Below are 20,509 nucleotides of genomic sequence, written 5' to 3' on the forward strand. Positions count from 1 at the left end.
GCTTGTCTCAGCGGGAGCCGGCCTGCTTGTCCTGCGCGGCCTCGAGGTATTCGTAGATCGCCATGCCGGCCAACATCGCCAACACGAACACCAACGCCTTCGGTTGCAGCGCGCCCAGCGACACCAGCGCCGGGCCCGGGCAGAAGCCGGCCAAGCCCCAGCCCACGCCGAAGGTCAGGCTGCCCCACACCAGCCGGCGGTCGATGTCACGCCGCTGCGGCAGGTGCATGGCGCCGCCCAGGAAACTGGTGGTGCGGCGCCGGGCCACGGCGAAAGCGCCCACGCCCACCGCGATGGCCCCCCCCATCACGAAGGCCAGCGAAGGGTCCCAGGCGCCGAACACATCCAGAAAACCGAGCACCTTGCCCGGATCGGTCATGCCCGAGAGGATGAGGCCCAACCCGAAGATCAGGCCCACGGCGAATTCCGTCAAACGTTGCATGGTGGCGCTCCTACTCCGATGTCCGTATGTCGAGACAGGCGAACTTCAGGCGAACCCATGGCGCACCAGGTACACCGTGAGGAAGCCCGCGCCCATGAAGGCCAACGTGGCCACCAGCGAGCGTGGCGACAGGCGCGACAGCCCGCACACGCCGTGACCGCTGGTGCAGCCTGCGCCGTAGCGCGTGCCCAGGCCCACGAGCAGGCCGGCGATCACCAGCACCCCCCAATCGGCGTCGATGCGCGCCTGCGGCAGCGGCGCCAGCACGGCATACACCGCCGGTGCGGCCAGCAAGCCCAGCACGAAGGCCAGCCGCCAGCCGGCATCTCCGCGGCGCGGACGCAGCAAGCCGGCCACGATGCCGCTGATGCCCAGCACCCGGCCGTTGAGCAAGATGAACAAGGCGGCGGCCACGCCCAGCAGCAGCCCGCCGGCCAAGGACAGTCCAGGAGTGAAATGGGTCCAATCGATCGTGATCATGTGCAGCCTCACTGACAAAACTGTTCGTACAACACCCGCATCACTGCCAAGGCTTGGGGGCTGTCGATGCGGTAATAGATGTGCTTGCCCTCACGCCGGGTGGCCACCAAGCCTTCCTCGCGCAGCACGCCCAGCTGCTGCGACAGCGTGGGCTGGGCGATGCCGCACAGGCTTTCGAGCTCGCCCACGCGGCGCTCGCCTTGTGTGAGCTCGCACAACAGCAACAAGCGGTCTGGGTTGGACAGCACCTTCAACAGCCGACAGGCGGCGTCGGCGGCCGAGCGCACTCGGCTGGGCTCCAGGTCGAAATCGGTCTGCATCTTCTGGGGGCCGGAGGAGATCAATGATTAAGATGAAGATAGTATATTGACAAACAAACTATCAGTCAATATATTGTTCTCATCCTGACCTTTGCCGATTGACGACCATGAACCCCAATGTGCAAGCCTTCTTCGACCCGGCCACCTGGACGGTCAGCTATGTGGTCTATGACCGCCCCGGTGGGGATGCGGCGGTGATCGACTCGGTGTTGGACTTCGACCCCAAATCGGGCCGCACCCGCACCACCTCGGCCGACAAAATCATCGACTTCGTGCAAGCCCAGGGCTTGACGGTGCAGTGGATCCTCGAAACCCACGCCCATGCCGATCACCTCTCGGCCGCGCATTACTTGCGGGGCCGCCTGGGCGGGCGCATCGCCATTGGGGCGGCCATCACACGGGTGCAAGACGTCTTCAAGCGCATCTTCCATTTGGAGCCGGAGTTCCGCACCGACGGGGCGCAGTTCGACCACTTGCTGCACGATGAGGAAGTCTTCTCCATCGGTCAGCTGCAGGCGCGGGCCATGTCGGTGCCGGGGCACACCCCGGCCTGCATGGCCTATCAGGTGGGCGATGCGGTTTTCGTGGGCGATACCTTGTTCATGCCCGACGTGGGAACGGCCCGATGCGACTTTCCCGGCGGCGACGCGCACGCGCTGTACCGCTCGGTGCGCAAGCTGCTGAGCTTGCCGCCGCAGACGCGGCTGTTCATGTGCCACGACTACCCGCCCGCGGGGCGGGCGCCGGCCTGGGAATCGACCGTGGCCGAGCAGCGTGCGCACAACATCCACATCCGTGATGGCATCAGCGAAGAGGAATTCGTGCGCATGCGCACCCAACGCGATGCCACGCTGGAGATGCCCACGCTGATCCTGCCTTCGGTGCAGGTGAACATTCGCGCTGGTGAGATGCCGCCACCCGATGCCAACGGTGTGTCCTACCTGAAGATCCCCGTCAACGCCTTGTGAGGCCCCCCATGAGCGATTCCCAGGTCACCGTGCGCCTGCAACAGCAGCAGGACTACCGATTCGAGATCGTCTTCGGCGGTACCGTGCCTGCGCTCATCGGCGACGAACCCCCGCCGCTGGGTGGCGGCACCGGGCCGTCGCCGGTGCAGCTCCTGGCCGCCGCCGTGGGCAACTGTTTGAGCGATTCCCTGCTGTTCGCCTTGCGCAAGTACCGCCAGACCCCTGAGCCACTGAACGCTCAGGTGACGGCGGCGGTAGGCCGCAACGCCGAAGGCCGGCTGCGTGTGCTGAAGATAGAGGCGGTGCTGCGCCTGGGCGTGCCTGCGGCGCAGCTCGAGCACCTGGACCGCGTGCTGTCGCAGTTCGAGGCCTTCTGCACCGTTACGCAAAGCGTGGGCGCTGGCATCCCCATGGAGGTGCAGGTCTTCGACGCCGAGGGCGCGCGCCTCAAGTAGCCCCGCCCAGTGCCGGAAAGAGCTTGAGCAGCCCCTCGGCCATGATTTCCACGGCCAGGGCCGCCAGAATCAAGCCCATCAGCCGGGTCATCACATTGATGCCCGTGCGCCCCAGCAGCCGCGCAATGCGCCCGGCGGCCGACAGCGCCAGGAAAGCGGCCGCACCGATGACCACGCCATAGCCGACCAACACGGCCAGCTGCCACCAGTGGCGCGTCTGCTGGGCGTAGATCACCATCGTCGAGATCGTCGCCGGGCCGGTGAGCAGCGGAATCGTCAGCGGCACCACCGCGATGCTGGCGCCCGCGTCGGCCTTCGATTCGCCTTCGTCCACATCCTCCTTGCGCGTTTCGGCCTGCTGCGCCTGCAGCATCTGCAGCGCGCTGATGAGCAGCAGCATGCCGCCGCCCACCTGGAACGACGCGATCGAAATGCCGAAGAACTCGATGATGCGCAAGCCCGCCAGCGCGCTGATGGACACCACCAAAAACGCGGTGAAGGCGCTGACGCGGATCGTGCGGCGGCGTTGCGCCTCACTGAAGCCTTGCGTGAAGTGAATGAAGAACGGCACCACGCCGATGGGGTTCACGATGGCTAGCAGCGCAATGAGGGGCTTGAGGAGATCCATGGGCGGGGGGGCATGGCAGGTGGGCTTCGATTTTGCCGTGCGCTCGCCGCGGCCGCACAGGGCTGTCGGGGCAAGCACGTACAGCCGCTGGCCTGCACTGGCATTACAGTGGTTTGGATCGATACTTTCGATCTCAACGATCGACCCACAGGAGACAAGCCATGAAGCGTCGTCACTTCCTCTCTGCCTGTGCTGCTGCCGCCGGTGCGCTGGCCGCACCCATGCCGCTTCGTGCCCAAGCGCTGGAAAAACCCAAGCTCACGATCGCCGTGGGCGGCAAGAACCTGCTGTATTACCTGCCACTGACCGTGGCCGAGACGCTGGGCTATTTCAAAGACGAGGGATTGGACCTGACGATTGCCGACTTCGCCGGCGGCTCGCGCGCGCTGCAGGCCGTGGTCGGCGGCAGCGCCGACGTGGTCTCGGGCGCCTTCGAGCACACCCTCAACATGCAGGCCAAGGGCCAGCGCATGCGCGCCTTCGTGCTGCAGGGGCGTGCGCCGCAAATCGTGCTCGGCGTCAATCCCAAGACCCTGCCCAACTTCAAATCGGTGGCCGATCTCAAAGGCAAGAAGATCGGCGTGACCGCCCCGGGTTCGTCCACCAACGTGATGGTCAACTTCGTGCTGGCCAAGGCGGGCTTGAAGCCCAGCGACGTGTCCATCATCGGCGTGGGGGCGTCCAGCGGTGCGGTTGCCGCCATGCGCGCCGGCCAAATCGATGCGATTTCCAACCTCGACCCGGTGATCACGTTGCTGCAGCGTTCGGGCGACCTGAAGATCGTCTCCGACACCCGTGTGGTCAAAGAAGCCGACCGTGTGTTTGGCGGCCCGATGCCAGCCGGGTGCCTGTATGCGCCGCAGGCCTTCATCGACAAAAACCCCCATACCGTGCAAGCGCTGGCCAATGCGATCGTGCGCGCCAACAAATGGATCCAGCAGGCCGGCCCGTCCGACATCGTCAAAGCCGTGCCCGAGAGCTACTTGCTTGGTGACCGTGCGGTCTACATCGACGCCTTCCTGGCGGCCAAGGGGGCCTTGTCTGCCGACGGCATGATCCCCGAGGCCGGCCCCGAGACGGCCTTGCGCGCCCTGCGCAGCATCGACGAGTCGCTCCACAACGTGAAGTTCGACCTGCAAGCCGTCTACACCAACGACTTCGTGAAGAAGGCCAACGCCAAGTACCCCAAAGCATGACGGCACCAGCGCTTTCGCTGCAGGGCATCACCTGCACCTTCGTCAGCCGCGAGGACAAAACCCAACGCTACACCGCCGTGCGCGATGTCCACCTCGACATCGCGCCGGGCGAGTTCGTCTCGGTGGTGGGCCCCACCGGCTGCGGCAAGAGCACCTTGCTCAACGTGGCGGCGGGCTTGCTGGCGCCCAGCAGCGGGCGCGTCGAAGTCTTCGGCCAGCCGCTGGTGGGCATCAATACCCGTGCCGGCTACATGTTCCAGGCCGACTCGCTGATGCCCTGGCGCACCGCGATCGACAACGTGATGGCCGGGCTGCAGTTCCGCGGCGTGCCTGATGCGCGCGCGCAGGCCGAGCACTGGCTCAAGCGCGTGGGCCTGGGCGGCTTTGGCGACCGCTACCCGCACCAACTCTCCGGCGGCATGCGCAAGCGCACCAGCCTGGCGCAGACCCTGGTGCTCGACCCCGACATCATCCTGATGGACGAGCCGTTTTCGGCGCTGGACATCCAGACCCGCCAACTGATGGAAAACGAAGTGCTGCAGCTGTGGGCCGAGAAGAAGAAGGCGGTGCTGTTCATCACCCATGACCTGGATGAAGCCATCGCGATGAGCGATCGCGTGGTGGTGCTCAGCGCCGGCCCGGGCTCGCGTCCCATCGGCGAATTCACGATCGACATCGAACGCCCGCGCGACGTGGCCGAAGTGCGCATGACCCCGCGCTTCATCGAGCTGCACCAGGCCATCTGGGACGTGCTGCGCGAGGAAGTGCTCAAAGGCTACCGGCAGCAACTGGCCGCCTGACTCGCTGAATCGATATGTGGCAACGCATCAAACCCAACCCTCGGAACCTGCGGGTCTGGCAGGCGGGTGTGCTGGTCGTGGTCTTCGCGTTCTGGCACGTGATGACCCAGCCGGGCCTGCTGCCGCCTTTCATCTTCGACAACGACCAGCAAGCCGCCTTCTTCTTCGGCGAGCCGTTGAAGATCTTCGGCCGCATCTGGGATTGGTTCTTCGTCTCGGCCGACATCTACCAGCACCTGTGGATCACGCTGATCGAGACCTTGCTGGCCTTTGGCATTGGCACCGTCTTCGGCCTGGCCATGGGCCTGTGGCTGGCGCTCAGCCCGATGGCCGCGGCCATCCTCGACCCCTACATCAAGGCGGCCAACTCCATGCCGCGCGTGATCCTCGCGCCCATCTTCGCAGTGTGGTTCGGGCTAGGGATCGCCTCCAAGGTGGCGCTGGGCGTGACGCTCGTCTTCTTCATCGTCTTTTTCAATGTCTACCAAGGCGTCAAAGAGGTCAGCCCGGTGGTGCTGGCCAATGCCCGCATGCTGGGTGCCAGCCAGAAGCAGTTGTTGCGCCATGTCTATCTGCCCAGTGCGACGAGCTGGGTCTTCAGCTCGCTGCACACCTCGGTGGGGCTGGCCTTCGTCGGCGCCGTGGTGGGTGAATACCTCGGCTCGGCCCGCGGCGTGGGCTACCTCATCCTGCAAGCCGAAGGCAGCTTCGACATCAACACCGTGATGGCCGGCATCCTGGTGCTCACCGCCTTTGCGCTGGTGCTCGACGCCCTGGTGGGTGTGATCGAAAAGAAGCTGATGAAGTGGCAGCCCAAGAGCGGGGAGACCGAGAAGCTCTAGCCGTCCCGGGGGGCAATTCAAGGTGAATTAGCGAATTTATGTTTTGAACATAAACTTGCTAATTCATGTATATTTCCGCAATGGACCCCATCCGCAACCCCTTTGCGCCCGGGGCGGGCGCTCCCCCACCCGAACTGGCGGGCCGTGATGACTTGCGCCGGGAGGTGCACATTGCGATGGAGCGTGTGCGCCGGGGGCGGCCTGCCAAGAGCATGATGCTCGTGGGCCTGCGCGGTGTGGGCAAGACCGTGCTGCTCGACCGCATGCGCGAGGATGCCGAGGCCGCGGGCATCCACACCATCCGCGTCGAAGCACCCGAGGAGCGGTCCTTGCCGGCCCTGCTGGCGCCGCAGTTGCGCCAGGCTCTGCTGCGCCTGAGTATGCTGGACAACGCCAAGGACCTGGCCATCCGCGGCCTGCGCGCCTTGGCGGGTTTTGCCCGCAAGCTGAAGGTCACCTACAAGGACATCGAGGTGGGCCTGGACTACGAGCCCGAGCCCGGCCTGGCCGACAACGGCGACCTCGAGCTCGACCTGCTGGCCCTCATGGAGCAGGCCGGCCTGGCGGCGAAGGCTGCGGGCACTGCGTTGGCTTTGTTCATCGACGAACTGCAGTATGTCGAGGAAGCCCAGCTTGCCGCACTGATCACGGCTCTGCATCGCAGCGCGCAGCGGCAGCTCCCGGTGGTGCTGGTCGGGGCGGGCCTGCCGCAGCTGCGTGGCCGCATGGGCAACGCGAAGTCTTATGCCGAGCGGATGTTCGACTTCACCGAGATCGGGGCCTTGCCCCCCGATGCCGCGCGCGTGGCCATCGTCAAGCCCATCGAGGACGAAGGGGCCGCCATCATGCCCGACGCGGTGCAGCGCATCCTGGACGTGACCCAGCGCTACGCGTACTTCTTGCAGACCTGGGGCAGTCACGCCTGGAATGCCGCCGCGCAGTCGCCCATCACCCTGGCCGACGTGGAGCGGGCCTCCACCACGGCGCGCGCGGAACTGGACGAGGGCTTTTTCCGCGTGCGCTTCGACCGCTGCACCCCGAAGGAAAGGCGCTACCTGCGCGCCATGGCCGAACTGGGCGCCGGGCCGCATCGATCCGGCGACATTGCCGATACCCTGGGTGAGAAAGTCACGACGCTCGCGCCCGTGCGCACTTCCCTCATCAAGAAGGGCATGATCTGGAGCCCCAACCATGGCGACACGGCCTTCACCGTGCCGATGTTCGATCAGTTCATGAAGCGCATCATGCCGGAGGACGGCTGGCGCTGAGCGCCCGCCCTGCAAAACGGGGCCGCGAGGCCCCGGGGGCTTGGCGGGGCGCCGCGCTTACTTGCTGCTCAGTTCGCGCAGGGTCACCTGCCGGATCTTGCCGCCTTCGACCACGGCCACGTAGGTGTTGGCCAGCGCGCCGCCTTTGTCGTCCACGCCTTCGATGTCGTTGGGGTTGTACTTCTTCGGCAGCGTTTTGAAGGCTTCGTTCAGCTTGGCGCGGATGGCCTTGGCATCGCTGACCGTGCCGGCCAGGCGCATCGCTTGGGCAAGCGCATGCACCGCCGTGTAGTTCAGCGAAACCTCGGAGCTCGGGTCGCGGCCCGGGTGGAGCTTGCGGAAGCGTTCGACGAAGTCCCGCGCGTGCGCTCGCGTGTCTTCCACCAGGGGCAGCACGCCGATCGAGCCTTCCAGCGGGCCGTAGCCGCCGGTCACTTTCGCGATCTCGTCCATCTTGGCCTGATCGATGATCACGAAGCCGCCCTTGAAGCCCAGCTCGCGCGCTTGCTTGACCACCAGGCCGGTGGGCTCGGAGGCGCCACCGATGAACATCACGTCGGGCTTGGAGGCCAGCACCCGGCTCACGCCGCTGTAGAAATCGGTCGAGCGGTTGTACGACATCGGGTTCTCGGCCACGATCTTGCCGCCGGCGGCTTCCCAGGCCGGTTTGAAGGCCGCCGTCCAGGCCTTGGCGTAGTCATGGTCGGCATTGGCAATGGCCAGGTTCTTGCCGTACTTGCCCATCGCGTAGCGTGTGAAGGGCTCGACGTAACCGGTGAACTCCGGCGGAATGCGCAGGGTGAGGGTGTTGCCGCGTGCGGTGATGGTGGGCACACTGGTGTAGGACAGCAGCAGCACACCCAGGCGCTCGTTGGTGGTCTGCACCGCGAAGCTGCCGCCCGAGTGCGGGATCAAGACCGCCGGTGTTTTGTGCTCTTGCACCAGGCGCTGCGTGTTGATCGCGCTTTCGCTCGGGTTGTACTTGTCGTCCAGGGCCACGAGTTCCAGCTTGACCTTCTTGCCGGCCACCTCCAGGCCATCGGCGTTGATCTCGGCGATGGCCATCTCCATGCCGGACAGCACGTTCTTGCCGTACAGCGCGGCGCCGCCGCTCAAGGGGCCCGAAAAACCGATCTTGACGACCTCCTGGGCGACCGCGGCGCTGCCGATGCCCGCCAGGGCCAAGGCGGCCGCACTGCGCAGCACGAGGCGGCGCGATGAGGATGGGTATGACATGTCTTTGCTCTCCTGAGTGAAGCCGGACCGCGGGGGCCGGCATGGGGTGGGAACGGAAGGAAACCGACATCAAGCGCCGATGTAGGCCCGCCGGATGGCGTCGTGGCCCAGCAGCTCCTCGCGGCGGCCTTCCATCACGATGCGCCCACCTTCCAGCACGTAGGCGCGGTGGGCGATCTGCAGCGCGGCGTACGCGTTTTGCTCGGCCAACAGCACCGTGGTGCCGGCGCGGTTGATGCGCTGGATCACTTCCAGCACCTGCTTGACCACCAGCGGCGCCAGCCCCAGCGACGGCTCGTCCAGCAGCAAGGCTTGGGGTCGGCCCATCAGCGCGCGGCCGATGGCCACCATTTGCTGCTGCCCGCCCGACAGCGAGCCGGCCGCTTGGTCCTTCTTCTCGCGCAGGATGGGGAACAGGTCGAAGACCTCCTCGAGCAGCTTGGCGTTGCCCTTGCGGTCGCGCCGGTGCACATAGGCGCCCAGCATCAGGTTCTTCAGCACCGACATGCCGGGAAAGAGCTTGCGGCCTTCGGGGCACAGCACCAGGCCCTGCTGGACCCAGCGGGCCGGTTTGGCACTCGTCATGTCTTTGCCACGCAGCCGAATGCGCCCGCCAGACGGCTTGAGCAGACCGCTGGCGGTCAGGAAGATCGAACTCTTGCCGGCCCCATTGGCACCGAGCAACACCACCAGCTCGCCCTCGTCGGCATGCAGCGACACGCCGTGCAGCGCGCGGAACGCGCCGTAGTGCAGGCTCACGTTCTCAAGCTGCAGCATCGGCGACCTCCTGGATGCCATGGGTGTCGTCGCGGCCCAAGTAGGCTTCGATCACTTGCGGATGGCGGCGGATCTCGGCCGGGCGGCCCTCGGCGATCTTTTCGCCGTAGTTCAGCACCACGATCTTGTCGGCCAGGCGCATGATCATGTCCATCTTGTGTTCGATCAGGCACACCGTCAGGCCGCTGTCGCGCATCTTGCGGATGAGCGCGGCCAGCCCCGCGGTCTCCTCGGGGTTCACACCGCCGGCGGGTTCGTCCAGCAGCACCAGCTTGGGCTGGGTGGCCAGCGCCAGCGCGAAGGCCACGCGCTTGCGCTCTTCCTGCGAGAGGTCGCCGGCCATGCGGTGGGCCGCATGGCTCAGGCCCACGAAATCCAGCGCCTGCTCTGCCTGGTGCCGGCAGCGCTTCTCCTCTTCGCGCAGGCGGCGTGTGCGCAACAGCGCGTCCCACAGCCCTGAGCGGGTGCGCAAGCGGTGACCCACGATGAGGTTGTCCAGCACCGTGGCGCGGTCGAACAGCGCGGTGGTTTGGAACGTGCGGGCCACGCCCAGCGCCGCCATCTGGTCGGCGCGCAGGCCAGCGACGTCGCGGCCTTCGTAGACGATGCGTCCGCTGGTGGGCCTCAGGGCGCCGCTGATCAGATTGAACAACGTGGTTTTGCCCGCGCCGTTGGGGCCGATGATCGCGTGGATCGAGCCGGGCTCGATCGTGGTGCTCACCTCGCGCACGGCCGCCAGGCCGCCAAAGCGCTTGGTCAGTCGATGGATCTCAAGCATGGCCATCCTCCTGAGGGGACCAGGCTGCGGCAGGGCGCTGTCGGGCCGCGGCGTGGGCCGCCGCGGCCTGCCGCGACTGGCGCCGCGCGCGCCACTGCAGCCCACTGCCCACCACACCGTGCGGCAGGAAGATGATCAGCACGATGAGCAGGGGGCCGAACACCACGAAGCGGTATTCCTGCAGGAACTGCAGGTACTGGGTGAGCCAGGGCATGGCCACAGCGCCCAGCAAAGGACCCAACATCGTGCCGATGCCGCCCACGAGCATGTACATCGTCATGTCGAAGGTGTGCTCCACCCCGGCCACGCCGGGGCCCAGAAAGCGCACGAAGCCCGCGTACAGGCCACCGGCCCACCCGGCATAGACGACCGACAGCACGAAAGCCGTCAGTTTGGTGCGCATCAGGTGGAGGCCCAGCGCCTCGGCCAAATCCTCGCTGTTGCGCACGGCCACGAAGCTGCGCCCGACCAGCGAGTGGACGATGCGGTGCATGGCCCACAGGCCCACGGCCAGGAAGAACAGCACCAGGTAGTACAGCTCGCGCGGCGACTCGAACTGCAGCGGGCCGATGGGCGAGGGCGACGGGATGCCGATGATGCCCACCGTGCCGTGGGTGAGGCTCTCCCACTTTTCGATCACGAGGTACAGGATGTAGCCCACGCACAGCGTGAAGATCGAGAAGTAGTGGCCCTTGAGCCGCAGCGAGACGATGCCGACGAAAAAGCCCAGCACGGCCGCCACCGCGCCCGACAGCGCAAACGCCACCCAGAAGGGCAGGCCATGGTCCACCGTGAGAATGCCCACCGTGTAGGCACCCACGGCCATGAAGCCGGCGTGCGCGAGGTTGAATTGGCCGGTGTAGCCGGTGATGAGGTTCAGCCCCAGGGTGGCCAGCGCATAGATGTAGGCGGTGGACATCACCGTGAGGTGGTAGTCGTTGCCGGCCACGAAGGGAAACGCGATGCCGGCAGCCAGCAGCAGGCTCCAGCCGAGCTTGCCGTGCAAAAGGTCCAAGAGGCGGTCCATGTCAGCGCACTCCCTTGGTGAGCAGCCCCTCGGGGCGCAGCGACAGGATCACCACCAGCAGTGCAAAGGCGATGATGTCCTTGTAGTCGGGCGAGATGTAGAAGGCGCCGAAGCTCTCGGCAAAGCCGATGATCAAGCCACCGACGATCGCGCCGGGCACGCTGCCCATGCCGCCCAGGATGATGATCACGAAGGCCTTGGTGATGACCAGGTGGCCCATGGCGGGGTAGATGAGGTTGATCGGCGCATACAGCGTGGCGGCCACCGCGGCCAGCGCGCCCGAGATCGCAAAGGTCAGCATCGCCACGCGGTTGGGGTCGATGCCCACCAGGGCCGCGCCCTGCCGGTTTTGCGCCATCGCGATGATGGTCGAGCCGATCACCGTCTTTGTCAGGAACAGGTGCAAGGCCACCATCAACGCAAAGGCCGCGCCGACGATCATCAAGCGTTGCACCGGGGCGGTGGCGCCGCCGATGTCGACGATGCCGGTGTAGGGCGTGGGCAGGCGGTGGAAGTCGGCGCCCCACACGGCCTGCGCGCCGGCTTCCAAGAACAGCAGCAGGCCGATGGCCGCGATCATGTGGTGCAGGGCCGGGGCCTCACGCAGCGGGTGGAACACCAGCCGCTCGGCCGCAACGGCGATCAGCGCCACCGCCACTGCGGCACCGGCCATGCCCACCCAGTAGTGGAAGCCTTGCTCGGTGATCAGCCAGAACGCCGCATAAGCACCGGCCATGTAGAACGCCCCGTGCGCGAAATTGGGCACGTGCAAGATGCCGTAGACCAGGGTCAGACCCAGGGCCACCAAGCTGTAAATGCCCCCGAGCGTCAGCCCGTTGAGCACTTGCTGGAAGAACGAGTCCAAGGGGAGAACTCCGTGTGGAAGGGAAGGGCGCAGGCTCAGCGGATCATGTAGCCGCCATCGGCCACGATCGTCTGCCCGGTGATGTAGCGTCCAGCGGCCGAGGCCAGCATCACTGCGATGCCGCCGATGTCATCGGGCTCGCCGAAGCGGCGCAGCGGCAGCTGCGTTTCGATCAGCGCGCGCACCCGCGGGTCGTCGACCAAGGCCTTGGCGAAATCGGTGCGAATCACGCCCGGGGCGATGCAATTGACGCGGATGTTGTCCGGCCCCCATTCCACGGCCAGGTTGCGCGCCAGCTGCATGTCGGCCGCCTTGGAGATGTTGTAGGCGCCGATGGTGGTCGAGCCGTGCAAGCCGCCGATGGACGAAACGATGATGATGGCCCCGTCCTTTTTGGCCGCCATGTCTTCGCGCACCATCTGGCACAGCCAATGGTTGCTCAGCACGTTGTTGCGCATGATCTTGTCGAAGACCTCATCGCTCATCCCGGTGCTGGGGCCGTAGTAGGGATTGCTGGCGGCATTGCACACCAAGATGTCGATCGGCCCCCAGTGCTCGCGGGTTTGCGCCACCAAGGCTTGGAGCTGCTCTTTGGACGAGATGTTGGCGGGGATGGCCATGGCCTGGCCGCCTTCGTCGCGGATGGCCTGGGCCACGGCTTCGCAGGCCTCGGCCTTGCGGCTGGAGATCACCACCCGCGCGCCGCAGCGCGCCAGGTTCTCGGCGATCGAGCGGCCGATGCCCCGGCTGGAGCCGGTCACGATCGCCACCTTGTGGTCCAGGCGAAAAAGCTGCATCCGCTGTCTCCTTCTTTCCTTCTCGATAATGCGTGGGCACAAGGTAGGGGAAGGGTCCCGAGGGCCGCAGTCACCCATGAGACAACCCCAGGGTCTGCCCTAGGTTTGTGGACGGCCGTCCACTTCTTCAGGGCGTATTCAGCAAGGTGAGGCGTCATGCCCAAGGACGATGAACGCATGGAATGGTCCAATCGCAGCGAATGTGTGGACCTGCGGTCGTTGTGCGACCTTTCGCGCCGCCGCGTGCTGCAAGGCGGCACGGCCGTGGCCCTCGCCTCGCTGGGTCTGGCGTCGGCTTCGGCGTCGTCGTCGCGCCTGCTGGGCTTTCGCGGTGTGCCGCCATCGACGGCCGACACCGTGGTCGTGCCCGAGGGCTACGAGGCCCAGGTGATCGCGCGCTGGGGCGAGCCCGTGGGCTTGCCCGGGCACATGCCGCCGTGGCGCGCCGACGCAAGCCACAGCGCGGCCGACCAGGCGGCGCAACTGGGCATGCATCACGACGGGCTGCAGTTCTTTCCGCTGGAGGGCCGCAGCGACCGGGGGCTGCTGGTGATGAACCATGAATACACCGATGAGGGCTTGCTGCATCCCGACGGCATGGCCCACTGGTCGGCCGAGAAAGTGCGCAAGAGCCAGGCCGCGCATGGCATCTCGGTGGTGGAGGTGACCCTGCGCGACGGTCGCTGGGCGCTGGTGCGCCCCTCACGTCATGCGCGCCGCCTCACGGCCTTCACACCGTGTGCGTTGCGCGGCCCTGCCGCCGGCCATCCGCTGATGCGCACCGCGGCCGACCCGGCGGGCCGCACCGTGCTGGGCACCTTGAACAACTGCGCCGCCGGCCTCACCCCTTGGGGCACCTATCTCAGCGGGGAAGAGAACTTCATCGGCTACTTTGCCGCCCCGACACTGCTCGATGCCCACCAGCGCCGCTGGGGGATGGGGGCCGATTGGGGCTACCGCTGGCATGAGTTCGACGAACGTTTCGATGCCGCGCGCCACCCGCATGAGCCGAACCGCTTCGGTTGGATCGTCGAGGTCGATCCTTTCGATCCGCAGTCCATGCCGGTCAAGCGCACCGCCTTGGGCCGTGCGGCCCATGAGGGCGCCACCGTGGCCGTCACCCGCAACGGCCGTGCGGTCGTGTACAGCGGCGAGGATGCCCGCTTCGAGTACCTCTACAAATTCGTCTCGCGCGATGCCATCCGCCCCGGTGGTGCGAAGGCCAATGCCGAGCTGCTGGACCACGGCACGCTCTACGTCGCGCGCTTCGACGCCGATGGCCGTGGCCGCTGGCTGCCCTTGGTGCATGGCCGCGGGCCGTTGACGGCAGCCCATGGCTTTGCCGACCAGGGCCAGGTGCTCATCCAGGCCCGCCAGGCCAGCGATGCGTTGCGGGCCACGCCGATGGACCGTCCCGAATGGGTGGCGGTCAACGCGGTCACGCGCGAGGTGTTTTGCTCACTGACCAACAACAGCCGCCGCGGCACCGAAGGCTTCCCGGGTGTGGACGCGGCCCACCCGCGCGCACGCAACCACATGGGTCACATCATTCGCTGGCGCGAGGAGGGCGACTTCGACGGTGAAACCTTCACCTGGGAGGTGTTCCTTTTGGCTGGCGACCCGATGAATGCGCGTACCGAAGCGCAAGGCAACATCCGCGGCGATGCGTTCGCCAACCCCGATGGCCTGTGGGTCGATCCGCGCGGTGTGTTGTGGATCCAGACCGACATGAGCGCCAGCGTCATGGGCCGCGGCGAGTTCGCGCGGCTGGGCAACAACCAAATGCTGGCTTGTGATCCGGCCACGGGTGAAGTGCGCCGCTTCCTCACCGGCCCCTGCGGCGCCGAGATCACCGGCGCCACCATGACCCCTGACGGCACCACGATGTTCGTCAACATTCAGCACCCGGGCGAGCCGGAGAACGACCGCAGCGACCCGGCGCAGCCCACCCAACACTCCCGCTGGCCTGACGGCGGCCGGCCCCGATCGGCCACGGTGGCCATCCGCAAGCGTGATGGCGGCGTGGTGGGCACGTGAGCGGTGGGCTCGACTTTCGGTCTGGATGGCCCGATACTGCCGCTCTTCGACCCCTGGCATGCCGCCCATGACGCCTCATCCTCTGGACACCTGGCACCGACTGGTGCGCGAGCAAGATGCCGCAGGGCTGCATGCCCTGTTGGCCGAAGACGCCGTCTTCCACTCCCCCGTGGTGCACACACCGCAGCGGGGGCGGGCGCTGGCAGCGGCCTATCTCGGTGCGGCCTTCCAGGTGTTTGGCCACCCGAGTTTCCGCTATGTGCGCGAGATCGTCGGCCCGTCCGATGCGATGCTGGAGTTCGAGCTCGAGCTCGACGGTCTGTACATCAACGGCGTGGACATCCTGCGCTGGAACCAGGCCGGCCAGATCACCGACTTCAAGGTCATGTTGCGGCCTTTGAAGGCGGTGCACCTGATCCACGAGCGCATGGCGGCGATGCTGCAAGCGCGGCGCTGAGTGCTGCGGCCAGGCGCGCCTTCAGCCGTGCACCCCGGCATAGCCGGGCTCGCCGTCGAAGTGGTAGAGGTTTTCGGTCTTGATGACCTCATAGCCGGCTTGGTGCAGCCGGGCCTGCAAATCGAGCACCTCGTCGAAGCGCAGGCCGTCGTTGGCGGCCTTGAAGCGACAGCGCCAATGGTCCACGCAAAAGGTTTGCGGCAGGCCGTGCGGCCACACCTTCACGCCACGGTTGGTGATGAGCTGCAGGCCGAGCAAGCCCGGGGTCAGGCGTCGTAGCGCTTGGGCGAGCGGCTCGGGCGACGAGCCGCTCCAGTGCAGGAACACATCGACACCGACGAGCTGCTTGCGAGCCGGTGCACGACGCGCCGGCGCTGGCAGTTGCAGCGGGCCTTGCGCATCGAAGCGAGCGGGGCGCAGGATTTGCGGCTCGCGCCCCAGGCGTTGCACCACGGCCTGCGCGAAGGCTTGCGTGCCCAGCCGCTGGCGGCTGTGACCCTCGCGAAAGATGTCGGCCGTGTGCAGGCCCTCTTCCAGCGTGCGCAGCCAGGCATTGTGCACCCGCTGCGCCACCTCGGCCTGTCCCAGATGCAGCAGCATCAGCACTGCCGCATTCAGCAATCCGGAGGGATTGGCCACATCGCGGCCGGCCAGCTGCGGTGCCGAGCCGTGGATGGCCTCGAACATCGCGCAGTGCTCGCCGATGTTGGCCGAACCGGCCATGCCCACCGACCCGGCGATCTGCGCAGCCACGTCCGAGACGATGTCGCCGTAGAGATTGGGCGTGACGATGACATCGAAATCCTGCGGCGCATCGGCCAGGCGTGCGGTGCCGATGTCCACGATCAGGCTGTCGCGTTGCAGCTCGGGGTACTGCGCGCCAATCTCCTCGAAGACGCGATGGAAGAGCCCATCGGTCATCTTCATGATGTTGTCCTTGATGAAGCAGGTGACGCGACGCCGCCCGTGGCGGCGTGCGTACTCGAAGGCATAGCGCACGATGCGCTCGCAGCCCGGCCGTGTGATGAGCTTGAGGCATTGGACGACCTCGTCGGTCTGACGGTGCTCGATGCCGGCGTAGAGGTCTTCCTCGTTCTCGCGCACGATCACCACGTCCATGCCGGGGTACCGGGTGGGCACCACCGGGTGGTAGGCCACGCAGGGCCGCACGTTCGCATACAGGCCCAGCGCCTTGCGCAGGCTCACGTTCAGGCTCTTGTAGCCCCCGCCTTGCGGCGTGGTGATGGGGCCCTTGAGCAGCACGTGGCTGTCGCGCAGCACGTCCCAGGACTGCGGGGCGATGCCTGACGCGTGGCCGGCTCGATAGACCGCTTCGCCCAGTTCGATCGTGCGGATGTCCAAGCGCGCACCCGCGGCGTCCAGGATGCGCAAAGTGGCCTCCATCAACGACGGGCCGATTCCGTCGCCAGGCGCGACGGTCACAAGGGGCAGGGATGGGCTCATGGCGTGTTCTCCGTTCATGCGGCCGGGTGGGCCGCGCCGGCATTCTTGAAGAACACGAAGATTTTGAAAAATAGATTATCTATGCCAGTAATATCTATGAATATCGATTGATGGAGCCCGGCCATGAAAACCCGCCTGCACACCCGTCAGACCACCTTTCGGCAGCTCGAAATCTTCAAGGCCGTGGCCGAGCGCCTGAGCGTGACCGAGGCGGCGCACGCGCTGCACTTGGCCCAGCCCACGGTGTCCACGCAATTGGCCAAACTTTCCGAGGCCCTGGGCGTGCAGCCCTTCGAGCAGATTGGCAAGCGGCTGTACCTCACCGACGTCGGCGAAGAGGTGTTGGCCGCCACACGCGAGCTCTTCGAGGTGCTGGACCGGCTGGAGATGCGGCTGGCCCAACGAGCCGGCCTGTCCATCGGCCGCCTGCGGCTGGGCGTGGTCACCACGGCCAAGTACCTGGTGCCGGCGCTGCTGGGCCCGTTCTGCAAGGCGCATCCGCAGGTGGAGGTGGAGCTGCAGGTGGGCAACCGCGCCGACATCCGGCAGCGCTTGCAAGCCAACCTCGACGATCTTTACGTGTTCAGCCATCCGCCGCGCGAACTGGACATCGAGGCCCAGTGGCTGACCGACAACCCGTTGGTGCTGATCGCCCCGCAGGATCACCCACTGGTGCGCCGTCGTCGGCTGCGCTGGCAGGATCTGTCCGGTGAGCGGCTGCTGATGCGCGAGCCCGGCTCGGGCACGCGCCATGCGATCGAAACCTATTTGGCCCAGCAGGGCTGGACGCTGGGCCGCACGCTGACCATCGCCAGCAACGAGGCCATCAAGGAAGCGGTCTTGTCCGGCTTGGGGGTGGCCATCCTCAGTCGCCATGCGCTCACCCACATGGCCCCGGGCAATCTGGTGGAGCTGCCGGTGCAGGGTTTTCCGATTCCGAACAGCTGGTACCTCGTCACCCCGCGCGGCAAGCAGCTGTCGCCGATCGCGCAGGCGTTTCGCCAGCACATGCTGCAGGCGCTGCGCCCTCGCCCGGCGCGGCGCGGCTGAGGGCGCGGTCGATCAGTGCGCGGTCCGTCAGTGCGCGGTTAGTCAGTGCGCGGTGGGCATCACGAACTGGGCTCCTTGGGGCGTGTTTTGCGGCCAGCGCTGCATCACCGACTTCTGCCGGGTGTAGAAGCGCACGCCTTCCTCGCCATAGGCGTGCATGTCGCCAAAGAGCGAGCGTTTCCAGCCCCCGAAGCCATGCCAGGCCATGGGCACGGGAATGGGCACATTGATGCCGACCATGCCCACCTCGATGCGCCGCGCGAATTCACGCGCGACGTGGCCATCGCGGGTAAAGCAGGCCACGCCATTGCCATACTCGTGTGCATTGACCAGCGCCACGGCTTCGGCAAAGTCGCGCACCCGCACGCAGCACAGCACCGGGCCGAAGATTTCCTCGCGGTAAATGCGCATCGAGGGGGTCACATGGTCGAACAGCGTGCCGCCCAGCCAAAAGCCGTGCTCGTGACCGCTCACCGTATGGCCGCGACCATCGACCACGAGGTGCGCGCCTTCGCGCACGCCTTCGGCGATGTAGGCTTCGATGCGCTGCAGCGCCTGCTTCGTGACGATGGGGCCCATTTCGGCATCGGGTTCCATGCCGTTCTTGATCTTGAGCTGCCGGGTCCGTTCGGCCAGCCGCGGCACGATCTGGTCGGCCACCTCGCCCACCAGCACCGCCACGGAAATCGCCATGCAGCGCTCGCCGGCGGAACCATAGGCCGCGCCGATCAACGCGTCCACCGCCTGGTCCAGATCGGCATCGGGCATCACCACCATGTGGTTCTTGGCCCCGCCCAGCGCCTGCACGCGCTTGCCGTGGTGGGCGCCGGTCTCGTAGATGTATTGCGCAATCGGCGTGGAGCCCACGAAGCTCAGCGCCTTGACCTGCGGATGCGCCAGCAGCGCATCGACGGCGACTTTGTCGCCTTGCACCACGTTGAACACGCCATCGGGCAGGCCGGCCTGTTGCAGCAGCTCGGCCATGAAGATCGAGGGCGAGGGATCGCGCTCGCTGGGCTTGAGCACGAAGCTGTTGCCGCAGGCCAGGGCCACCGGGAACATCCAGCACGGCACCATGCACGGGAAGTTGAAGGGCGTGATGCCGGCCACCACGCCCAGCGGCTGGCGCAGCGTCCAGTTGTCGATGCCGGTGGAGACCTGCTCGGTGTAGTCGCCCTTGAGCAACTGCGGAATGCCGCAGGCGAATTCCACGATCTCGATGCCGCGCGTGACCTCGCCCTGCGCATCGGAATACACCTTGCCGTGCTCGGCGGTGATCATTTCCGCCAGCGTGTCACGATGCTGGTGGAGCAGTTCGAGGAACTTGAACAACACGCGGGCGCGGCGGATCGGCGGGGTGTCGGCCCAGGCCGGGAAGGCGGCCTGCGCGGCGGCCACCGCGGCATTGACGTCCTCGACGCCGCCCAGCACCACTTCCCGCGCCACCGCACCGGTGGCCGGCTGATACACCGGCTGGGCGCGGCCGCTCGCACCGGCCGTGTGACGTCCGGCGATCCAGTGGGCCACGGTGGCGTGAAATGCGGCCGTAGAGGTTCCCATCTCGTTGCTCCTGCGAAGACTTGGCGATGCACCCAGTCTAGGCCGCCGCTGCGGCCCTTCCAAGCGCCGGCGGCTGACCATGTCGTTCAGAATGATGAACAATCGTGACCCAGAAATTGGAACCAATCATGGTGGGCGAGCGCATCGAGAGCCTGTGGGGCCATGTCCATGCCTTGGGCGAGTTGGCCGCGCAAGGCAGTTACACCGCGGCCGCACGCCGCTTGGGCATCTCCAAGGCGGCGATGAGCCAGCGCATCGTCGAACTCGAGCGCGCCGCCGGCGTGCCGTTGGTGCAGCGCACCACCCGTTCGGTGCGGCTGACCGAGGCAGGCCAACAGCTGGTGGACGCCACGCGCGAGGCCTATGCGCAGATCGAGCGCGGTTTCGCCCAGGTGCGCGACCTGGCCGCCCAGCCGCGCGGCCTGGTGCGCCTGAGTGCGCCGGTGGCGCTGGGGCGGCAGCAGATCGTGCCGCGGCTGCCGGAGTTCTTGCGCCGTCATCCGCAGGTGCGCATCGAGATGGATCTTTCCGACCGCCTGGTCTCCTTGGCCCAGGAGGGCTTCGACCTGGCGGTGCGCCACACCGCTGCCCCCCCGGACACCCATGTGGCCTGGACCCTGTGCGAGACCCGCTCCTGGCTGGTGGCCAGCCGGGCCTACCTGCGCCGACGTGGTGTGCCCGAGCATCCTCAGGAGCTGGTGGCGCACGACTGCCTGAGCTATCCGCGGCCCGGCGAGAGCGCGACCTGGTCCTTCGAGTCGGCCCAAGGCCAGCGCGTCACCGTGCCCGTGCGTGGGCCCTTTGCGGCCAACAACAGCGAGGTGTTGCGCGAGGCGGTGCTCGGCGGGCTGGGCTTGGCGGTGCTGCCAGACTTCAGCGCCCAGGCCGCGCTGCAAGCCGGCCGCTTGGTGGCGGTGTTGCCGCGCTGGCGGCCGGTGGGCGCTTTCGGTGAGCGCATCTATGCGATCCGCCCGTACAGCCCGGTGGTGCCGCGCGCGGTGCAGGCCCTGGTGGCCTACTTGCGCGAAACCTTGGCCGCAGGCTTTAGTCCCTGAGGGCCGC

At 66.7% G+C, this 20,509-nt stretch carries 22 protein-coding genes; 10 read left to right on the forward strand and 12 right to left on the reverse strand.

Annotated features, from left to right (window positions below):
* Positions 1-7: 7 nt before the first annotated feature.
* The 3 genes from CTA01S_RS00540 to CTA01S_RS00550 are packed head-to-tail and all read right to left on the reverse strand — an operon-like array spanning position 8 to position 1,242.
* A complete protein-coding gene (locus CTA01S_RS00540) occupies positions 8-442 on the reverse strand; it encodes a YeeE/YedE family protein (RefSeq protein WP_019561502.1) in 435 nt (144 codons plus the stop codon).
* A gap of 45 nt (positions 443-487) precedes the next feature.
* Complete coding sequence (locus CTA01S_RS00545; RefSeq protein ID WP_062191440.1) at positions 488-919, reverse strand: YeeE/YedE family protein; 432 nt, start codon at positions 917-919, stop codon at positions 488-490.
* Between the two features lie 11 nt (positions 920-930).
* Positions 931-1,242 (reverse strand): ArsR/SmtB family transcription factor, encoded by a 312-nt coding sequence (locus tag CTA01S_RS00550; protein WP_019561500.1) that lies wholly within the window; start codon positions 1,240-1,242, stop codon positions 931-933.
* A 107-nt stretch (positions 1,243-1,349) separates the two neighbouring features.
* Between CTA01S_RS00550 and CTA01S_RS00555 the strand changes: the two genes are divergently transcribed.
* A complete protein-coding gene (locus CTA01S_RS00555) occupies positions 1,350-2,210 on the forward strand; it encodes an MBL fold metallo-hydrolase (protein WP_062191016.1) in 861 nt (286 codons plus the stop codon).
* 8 nt (positions 2,211-2,218) lie between these two features.
* Positions 2,219-2,665: an OsmC family protein gene (locus tag CTA01S_RS00560; protein ID WP_019561498.1), complete on the forward strand. Its 447-nt coding sequence runs from the start codon at positions 2,219-2,221 to the stop codon at positions 2,663-2,665.
* Here CTA01S_RS00560 and CTA01S_RS00565 read toward each other — a convergent pair.
* The gene (locus tag CTA01S_RS00565; RefSeq protein ID WP_019561497.1) at positions 2,658-3,293 is read right to left on the reverse strand and encodes a MarC family protein; all 636 of its coding nucleotides are present in this window, start codon (positions 3,291-3,293) and stop codon (positions 2,658-2,660) included. The genes CTA01S_RS00560 and CTA01S_RS00565 overlap by 8 nt on opposite strands.
* A 161-nt stretch (positions 3,294-3,454) precedes the next feature.
* Here CTA01S_RS00565 and CTA01S_RS00570 point away from each other — a divergent pair, with 161 nt between their 5' ends.
* The 4 genes from CTA01S_RS00570 to CTA01S_RS00585 all read left to right on the forward strand — a co-directional run bounded on the left by CTA01S_RS00570 (position 3,455) and on the right by CTA01S_RS00585 (position 7,399).
* Complete coding sequence (locus CTA01S_RS00570; protein WP_084362241.1) at positions 3,455-4,489, forward strand: ABC transporter substrate-binding protein; 1,035 nt, start codon at positions 3,455-3,457, stop codon at positions 4,487-4,489.
* Positions 4,486-5,289: an ABC transporter ATP-binding protein gene (locus tag CTA01S_RS00575; RefSeq protein WP_019561495.1), complete on the forward strand. Its 804-nt coding sequence runs from the start codon at positions 4,486-4,488 to the stop codon at positions 5,287-5,289. The genes CTA01S_RS00570 and CTA01S_RS00575 overlap by 4 nt, the downstream gene beginning before the upstream one ends.
* Before the next feature lie 14 nt (positions 5,290-5,303).
* Positions 5,304-6,131 (forward strand): ABC transporter permease, encoded by an 828-nt coding sequence (locus tag CTA01S_RS00580; protein ID WP_062191019.1) that lies wholly within the window; start codon positions 5,304-5,306, stop codon positions 6,129-6,131.
* A gap of 80 nt (positions 6,132-6,211) precedes the next feature.
* The gene (locus tag CTA01S_RS00585) at positions 6,212-7,399 is read left to right on the forward strand and encodes an ATP-binding protein (RefSeq protein ID WP_019561493.1); all 1,188 of its coding nucleotides are present in this window, start codon (positions 6,212-6,214) and stop codon (positions 7,397-7,399) included.
* Between the two features lie 57 nt (positions 7,400-7,456).
* Here the strand turns inward: CTA01S_RS00585 and CTA01S_RS00590 are convergent, their stop codons facing one another.
* The 6 genes from CTA01S_RS00590 to CTA01S_RS00615 all read right to left on the reverse strand — a co-directional run bounded on the left by CTA01S_RS00590 (position 7,457) and on the right by CTA01S_RS00615 (position 12,879).
* On the reverse strand, positions 7,457-8,635 hold the full coding sequence (locus tag CTA01S_RS00590) for an ABC transporter substrate-binding protein (protein WP_019561492.1): 1,179 nt from the start codon (positions 8,633-8,635) through the stop codon (positions 7,457-7,459).
* A 69-nt stretch (positions 8,636-8,704) separates the two neighbouring features.
* The gene (locus CTA01S_RS00595) at positions 8,705-9,412 is read right to left on the reverse strand and encodes an ABC transporter ATP-binding protein (RefSeq protein ID WP_019561491.1); all 708 of its coding nucleotides are present in this window, start codon (positions 9,410-9,412) and stop codon (positions 8,705-8,707) included.
* The gene (locus CTA01S_RS00600) at positions 9,399-10,190 is read right to left on the reverse strand and encodes an ABC transporter ATP-binding protein (RefSeq protein ID WP_019561490.1); all 792 of its coding nucleotides are present in this window, start codon (positions 10,188-10,190) and stop codon (positions 9,399-9,401) included. Before CTA01S_RS00600 ends, CTA01S_RS00595 begins: the two co-directional genes overlap by 14 nt.
* Positions 10,183-11,217, reverse strand: a complete 1,035-nt coding sequence (locus CTA01S_RS00605; RefSeq protein WP_062191022.1) for a branched-chain amino acid ABC transporter permease — start codon at positions 11,215-11,217, stop codon at positions 10,183-10,185. Before CTA01S_RS00605 ends, CTA01S_RS00600 begins: the two co-directional genes overlap by 8 nt.
* 1 nt (position 11,218) lies before the next feature.
* Positions 11,219-12,082: a branched-chain amino acid ABC transporter permease gene (locus CTA01S_RS00610; RefSeq protein ID WP_062191025.1), complete on the reverse strand. Its 864-nt coding sequence runs from the start codon at positions 12,080-12,082 to the stop codon at positions 11,219-11,221.
* A gap of 35 nt (positions 12,083-12,117) precedes the next feature.
* Positions 12,118-12,879: an SDR family NAD(P)-dependent oxidoreductase gene (locus tag CTA01S_RS00615; protein ID WP_019561487.1), complete on the reverse strand. Its 762-nt coding sequence runs from the start codon at positions 12,877-12,879 to the stop codon at positions 12,118-12,120.
* A gap of 156 nt (positions 12,880-13,035) precedes the next feature.
* Between CTA01S_RS00615 and CTA01S_RS00620 the strand changes: the two genes are divergently transcribed.
* Positions 13,036-14,916, forward strand: coding sequence for a PhoX family protein (locus tag CTA01S_RS00620; protein ID WP_062191028.1), 1,881 nt, complete (start codon positions 13,036-13,038; stop codon positions 14,914-14,916).
* A gap of 67 nt (positions 14,917-14,983) precedes the next feature.
* The gene (locus tag CTA01S_RS00625) at positions 14,984-15,373 is read left to right on the forward strand and encodes a nuclear transport factor 2 family protein (RefSeq protein WP_062191446.1); all 390 of its coding nucleotides are present in this window, start codon (positions 14,984-14,986) and stop codon (positions 15,371-15,373) included.
* 21 nt (positions 15,374-15,394) lie between these two features.
* On the opposite strand, the gene CTA01S_RS00630 is transcribed toward CTA01S_RS00625, so the two are convergent.
* Complete coding sequence (locus CTA01S_RS00630; protein WP_062191449.1) at positions 15,395-16,837, reverse strand: NADP-dependent isocitrate dehydrogenase; 1,443 nt, start codon at positions 16,835-16,837, stop codon at positions 15,395-15,397.
* A 123-nt stretch (positions 16,838-16,960) separates the two neighbouring features.
* Between CTA01S_RS00630 and CTA01S_RS00635 the strand changes: the two genes are divergently transcribed.
* The gene (locus tag CTA01S_RS00635; RefSeq protein WP_062191031.1) at positions 16,961-17,887 is read left to right on the forward strand and encodes a LysR family transcriptional regulator; all 927 of its coding nucleotides are present in this window, start codon (positions 16,961-16,963) and stop codon (positions 17,885-17,887) included.
* Between the two features lie 42 nt (positions 17,888-17,929).
* On the opposite strand, the gene CTA01S_RS00640 is transcribed toward CTA01S_RS00635, so the two are convergent.
* Positions 17,930-19,447 (reverse strand): CoA-acylating methylmalonate-semialdehyde dehydrogenase, encoded by a 1,518-nt coding sequence (locus tag CTA01S_RS00640; protein WP_062191034.1) that lies wholly within the window; start codon positions 19,445-19,447, stop codon positions 17,930-17,932.
* 128 nt (positions 19,448-19,575) lie between these two features.
* Between CTA01S_RS00640 and CTA01S_RS00645 the strand changes: the two genes are divergently transcribed.
* Positions 19,576-20,502: a LysR family transcriptional regulator gene (locus tag CTA01S_RS00645; protein WP_062191036.1), complete on the forward strand. Its 927-nt coding sequence runs from the start codon at positions 19,576-19,578 to the stop codon at positions 20,500-20,502.
* Positions 20,503-20,509: the final 7 nt, after the last annotated feature.

Origin of the sequence: Caldimonas taiwanensis NBRC 104434 (assembly GCF_001592165.1) — a bacterium.
Taxonomy (GTDB): Bacteria; Pseudomonadota; Gammaproteobacteria; order Burkholderiales; family Burkholderiaceae_C; genus Caldimonas; species Caldimonas manganoxidans.